The following is a 5309-nucleotide window of genomic DNA, read 5'->3' on the forward strand; positions in this document are numbered from 1 at the left end:
TATACCCCTTTGATGAGCTGCTCTATCTCGAAGCGGTTGGTGACCTTGCTGTCGATTTTGATATACACCGAACGCTCCTCGGGTACCACCAGCGCCTGATGAACCCCGCTGGCGCTCAGCAGACGCGCCTGCAGCGCGCTGTCGACCACCACGCCGTCCGGCACCTCCACCCGCAGGCTGCTGACGTACGGCGGCTCGCTCATGGTGCTGGCCACCAGCAGCCACAGCATCGCCAGCAGGGCGCCCAGCAGAAACACGGTTTGCGAATCAAAGAAACCATCGACCCAGCCGCCAAGCGCGCCGCCAATCGCCACGCCGAGAAACTGGCTGGTGGAGTAGACGCCCATCGCGGTGCCTTTGTAGCCCGCCGGAGACTCCTTGCTAATTAGCGACGGCAGCAGCGCTTCCAGCAGGTTAAACGCCAGGAAGAAGAGCTGAACGCCCGCCACCAGCTCCCAGAAGTAGCCTCCGGCGCCCCAGAGGACAATTTCCGCAATCAGCAGGATGGCGACGCAGAGCAGGAAGACGCGCTTCATCTTGCGCTTCACTTCAGCGTAGATGATAAACGGCACCACCGAGATGAATGAGATAACCATGGTGACCAGGTAAATCTTCCAGTGCTCGGCGGCCGGGAAGCCGGCGGCCTCCAGTTGTCCGGGCAGGGCGACAAAAGTGGACATCAGCATAATGTGCAGGCACATGATGCCAAAGTTAAGCTTCAGCAGGCGCGGCTCCGCCAGCACCTTGCTAAAGCAGCCCTTCACCATCCCGGATTCGCGGTTAAGGACATGGTTATGGCTGTTGGGCACCACCCACAGGGTGAGCAGGATGCCGACGGTCGCCAGGATGGCGATCATCCAGAACAGCGCGTGCAGACCCAGCTGGTGGGTGACAATCGGCCCCAGCACCATGGCGATGGCGAAGGTGACGCCGAAGCTGACGCCGATAAAGGCCATCGCTTTGGTGCGGTTCTGTTCGCGGGTGAGATCGGACAGCAGGGCCATAACCGCGGCGGCGATGGCGCCGGAGCCCTGCAGGGCGCGGCCAAGAATGATGCCCCAGATGGAGTCGGTGAGCGCGGCGATGACGCTGCCGAGCACGAAGATAAGCAGGCCGCCGACGATCAATGGCTTACGGCCAATACGGTCAGATAACAGTCCGAAGGGGATCTGGAACACCGCCTGCGCCAGGCCGTAGATACCGATCGCCAGGCCAATCAGCGCTTCACTGGCACCCTGCAACGCCATTCCATACGTGGTCAGAACCGGCAGGACCATAAACATGCCAAGCATGCGCAGGGAGAATACTGTCCCCAAACCCCAGGTCGCGCGCAGTTCCCCTGGCGTCATTTTGTTATCGTTCATTACCACCTCAATATAAAAACTGCGCCTAGTGTAGCGGCGGGGGGTAAGAAGCGTAAATAAATGTTTGTTTAACAGATATTACGGGGCTGTTGCGCGATGCGACAAGTTGGTAAAAATCAATAAACCAGTGGAGGGGGACTCCACTGGCGAGGGGGAAAATTAAGGTAAAGTAAAGTCAACCCACTGGCTGCCAGCGTCAGCCGATTTGACGCACTGCTCTACCCAATAGACGCCGTGCAGCCCGGCTTCGACGTCCGGATACCAGAAGTCTTGCAGGAAGGCGCGATCGTCGCGGTCCGTGGCGTCAATCGCCTGCGCATAGCGGCGATAGAGGTTGGCCCAGGCTTCGAACAGCCCTTCCGGATGGCCGCCGCCAATGCGGTCATCCGCCAGCGCGTTCGGCGACAGGTAGGGCATTCCACGTTCCAGAATGCGCGCCGGCTCACCCTGCACCTCATAGCTGAGCTGGTTAGGATGCTCATCCCACCATTCGATGCTTGCTTTTTCGCCGACGATGCGCACTTTTTGCGAGTGCATGGCGCCGCTGTTGACCGCGCTGGTCCACATGGATCCAACCGCGCCGTTGTCATATTCCATCAGGACAAAGGCGTTATCTTCCAGCGGCGCGCGGGAGGGAACAAAGCTCTGACGAGAGCACATCAGCCGTTTGATATTGAGCTGCGGCGCCATGGTCTCGGCGACAAACAGCGGATGGGTGGCCAGATCCCCAAGCACATAGCTGGGCCCGGCAAACTTCGGCGTTACTCGCCAGCGGGTGGATTCTGCCTGCAGCTCGACGGCCTGGTTATGGAAGCCGTGGGCGAATTGCATGTTAACGATGCGGATCTCGCCGAGCAGTCCATCGGCAATCATCTGCCGCGCCTGCTGGATCATCTGATAGCCGGCATAGCCGTAGGTGACGCCGACGATTTTGTTCTGTTTTTTGCTCAGATCCACCAGCTCGCGCGCCTCTTCGGCGGTAAAGCAGAGGGGCTTTTCGCAGATAACGTGGAGTCCCGCCTCCAGCGCCGCTTTGGTAATGGCGAAATGGGTATTGTTCGGGGTGGTGACCGAGACGACCTCGATCCCGTCAGGGCGCTGCGCCTCTTCGCGAAACAGGGTCTGGTAGTCGGCGTAGCAGCGCTCCGGCGCGATGCCCAGTTGCTCACCGAACGCTCGCCCGCGCTCGGCATCGACGTCAAGCGCGCCGGCCAGCAGGGTATAAACATTGTCACGCAGCGCCGCACAGCGGTGGCTGTAGCCGATCTGACTGGTTCCCCCNCCGCCGACCATGCCCCAGCGCAGGGAACGGGATAAGGGTTTCAGGCCGTTTAACATGGTGCTCTCCTTTTTGAAATCATTTGCACTCTGAGGCGCTCAATGCCGACGTCTGCGGCAACGCGCATCCGGATAGACTGACTTCAACTTAAGGAAATGTTTGTTCTGTTTCAATTGTGTTGTGGAATTTATTTTCCATATATGCGAGGGGGATCGAATTAGCGATAGTTTCTTTTGCGCTTGGTTGAAAAGGTGAGGGCGGGATATCGCCTGCCGGAGTCGTCCAGATTGTTGCGGGCGNNNNTCGTTTCAACAAAATATGAAATAAATTTTCTTTATTAGCTGCTGAAGGCGGTGCAATCCGCCGATTGCACCGGGGACCAGATGCCGCTATGACGCTCCGCGCACAGACGCGGGGGAAGTTGAAGCGACGGTAGGATGACCGGCCGCAAAGATGCCCTTCGCCGCCAGGCCTGCGACGGTGAGGGCTGCCGGGATACCGAGGATCAAAAAGACGCTTTCAAAGGGCAGGTTGAGCGCCATCATCTCGGCGCCGGCAAAGGCGCTGAGAATGGCGCCGATGCGCCCGACGCCGTGCATCCAGCTGGATCCCGTCGCCCGCGCCTGTGTAGGGTAGTAGCGGGCGGAGAGGGCGTTCATGCCGGTATTCGCGCCGTTCAGGCAGGCGCCGCTGATAAACGCCAGCATACAGAGCAAGGCAAAGCTGCCCGCGGCGTAGCCCATCGCCATGGTGAACAGGCCGCCAACGGCGTAGATTATCCCCAGCGCGCGATGGGGGTTGATCCTGTCCATCAGCCAGCCGGCAAACAACGAGCCGAGGGTGCCGCCCGCCTGGTAGATCGCCGTCATGATGGCCGCCTGGCTAACGGTCATTCCTACCGCTTTAACCAGCGTTGGCAGCCAGCTGCCGAGGATATAGACCAGGAACAGCCCCATAAAGTAGACCAGCCATAGCATCAGCGAGCCGAAACCGTACTGGCGGGAGAGGACAATGCGCATCGCGTTGCCGGCCGCTGGCTGCGCCGGCAGGATAAACGTCACATTGTCGCTGATTTGTCCGGGATAGAGACGGTTAAGAATGGCGCGTATGCGCGCCGCGGGCGCTTGTTTGATCACCAGAAAACGAACCGATTCCGGCAGCAGCCAGATGAGCAGGGGGGCAAACAGCAGCGGCAGAATACCGCCGAGCGCCATCAGCGAGTGCCAGCCAAACTGGGGGATCAGCCACGATGCCGAAAATCCTCCCGCCGCCGCGCCGAAGGTGAAGCCGCAAAAGATGACGGTGATAATAAATGAACGCTGGCGTTCCGGGGCGTATTCCGACACCAGCGTCCCGATATTCGGCATCGCGGCGCCCAGCCCGAGGCCAGTCATAAAGCGAAAGAACATCATCTGTTCTACGTTGTGCGAGAAGGCGGTGGCGATGGTCCAGAAACCGAAGAAGAAAACGCTGTTGATGATGATTTTCTTACGTCCCAGCCAGTCGGCGAGCGGGCCGGAGAAAATCGCCCCCAGCGCGAGGCCGATCAGCGCGGCGCTGATCACCAGACCCAGCTGGTGGTTGCTTACCCCCCATTCCAGCTTTAGCGTCGGGGCGATAAAGCCCATGATCGCGATATCAAAACCATCGAGAGCGATGACGCAAAAGCCGAGAAATATAATCAGCTTCTGAAATCGGCTCAGCGGGTTACGATTTATTAACTCTCTGACATCCAGGCGTTGAGTCTGTGTCATAGCGTATTCCTTATGCGCAGGCGCGCAGGTAGGGCTGCGCGGCATCGAACAGTAACTGCGCCCGCTGAAGAGGCGGCAGGGCGCCTTGCTCGCCGTCAAGCGGCACTTCGAGAGAGACCGGCAGCGTCGCCGGCAGGGCCGACATCAGACCATGCAGATCCAGACCGCCTTCCCCCGGCACGTTGCGCGCCGAGCGGGCCTGGCGGATAAGTTCCTGCTCGCTCTCCGGCTTCTGCGCCGCGCCATCGCAGAGTTGCATATAGTTGAGATGATGCGCGGGCAGGCTGGAGAGGGCGGCGAGCGATTCTCCCGCGCGCCAGAAATGGAGAGCGTCCACCAGAATGCCGATGTCTTCCCGCCCGCTGGCGGCGATTAGTGCTTGCGCTGCGGCGATGTTGCGCAACTGGGTCCAGGGCATCGGCTCAAGATTCATGGTCAGCCCAAATGGACGACCGGCCGCGGCGAGGATGGCGAGGTTGTCAGCGCTGCGCTGAAGGTTGTCATCATTGCCGGCGACTAACACCTGTCCGGCGCCAAGACGCGCGGCGGTCTCCATAAAACGCTGCAGCCGATCGTCGAGGGTAAACCCGGGGGTCAGGCGGACGATCTCCACGTCCGACACGCGGATGCCAGTTTCCATCAACGCGGCGAGCGTCGCCCGGACGGCCGGGGTATCGCCCAGCATGTCGTAGTCCGGGTCGGTCGGTGTGGCGGGGAGCAGTCGCAGCCCAACGTGGGTAAAACCGGTTCTGGCCGCAATCCGCACCTGTTCGGGGGGAGGGACATCGAGCAGGGTCAGCGCGGCGAGCGATAGGGTACGCTTGTTCATAAAGGGCTCCGGTACAGTTGCAGGTGAAGAGAGTTAGGGTGCATCCATTCGTGGAAATCAAGTTATGTTATTGTTTATATTTG

At 60.0% G+C, this 5309-nt stretch carries 4 protein-coding genes and 1 pseudogene (2 of these 5 cut by a window edge); all 5 read right to left on the bottom strand.

Going from position 1 to position 5309, the window contains the following annotated elements; all coding sequences use genetic code 11:
• Positions 1 to 1364, bottom strand: the 5' portion of a protein-coding gene (locus VZP09_RS01920; protein ID WP_328794862.1) for an MFS transporter. Its footprint begins 64 nt before the window's first position; the window shows 1364 of its 1428 coding nt (coding positions 1-1364); the start codon lies at positions 1362 to 1364; its stop codon lies off the left edge, out of view.
• A gap of 159 nt (positions 1365 to 1523) precedes the next feature.
• Positions 1524 to 2702: a Gfo/Idh/MocA family protein gene (locus tag VZP09_RS01925; protein WP_004191717.1), complete on the bottom strand. Its 1179-nt coding sequence runs from the start codon at positions 2700 to 2702 to the stop codon at positions 1524 to 1526.
• Between the two features lie 330 nt (positions 2703 to 3032).
• Positions 3033 to 4397, bottom strand: a complete 1365-nt coding sequence (locus VZP09_RS01930; RefSeq protein ID WP_032438722.1) for an MFS transporter — start codon at positions 4395 to 4397, stop codon at positions 3033 to 3035.
• Positions 4398 to 4407: 10 nt separating this feature from the next.
• Complete coding sequence (locus tag VZP09_RS01935) at positions 4408 to 5226, bottom strand: sugar phosphate isomerase/epimerase family protein (protein WP_009307936.1); 819 nt, start codon at positions 5224 to 5226, stop codon at positions 4408 to 4410.
• A gap of 57 nt (positions 5227 to 5283) precedes the next feature.
• Positions 5284 to 5309 (bottom strand): annotated as a pseudogene (locus tag VZP09_RS01940) (FAD-dependent oxidoreductase) (it continues 1671 nt past the right edge of the window).

It is taken from the genome of Klebsiella sp. EMBS2024 (assembly GCF_036233805.1).
GTDB lineage: Bacteria > Pseudomonadota > Gammaproteobacteria > Enterobacterales > Enterobacteriaceae > Klebsiella > Klebsiella pneumoniae.

What these genes read in the sequence shown, in the direction of transcription:
- VZP09_RS01930 (WP_032438722.1), bottom strand. Translation starts at nt 4,397, where the DNA reads ATGACACAGACTCAACGCCTGGATGTCAGAGAGTTAATAAATCGTAAC.
- VZP09_RS01935 (WP_009307936.1), bottom strand. Translation starts at nt 5,226, where the DNA reads ATGAACAAGCGTACCCTATCGCTCGCCGCGCTGACCCTGCTCGATGTC.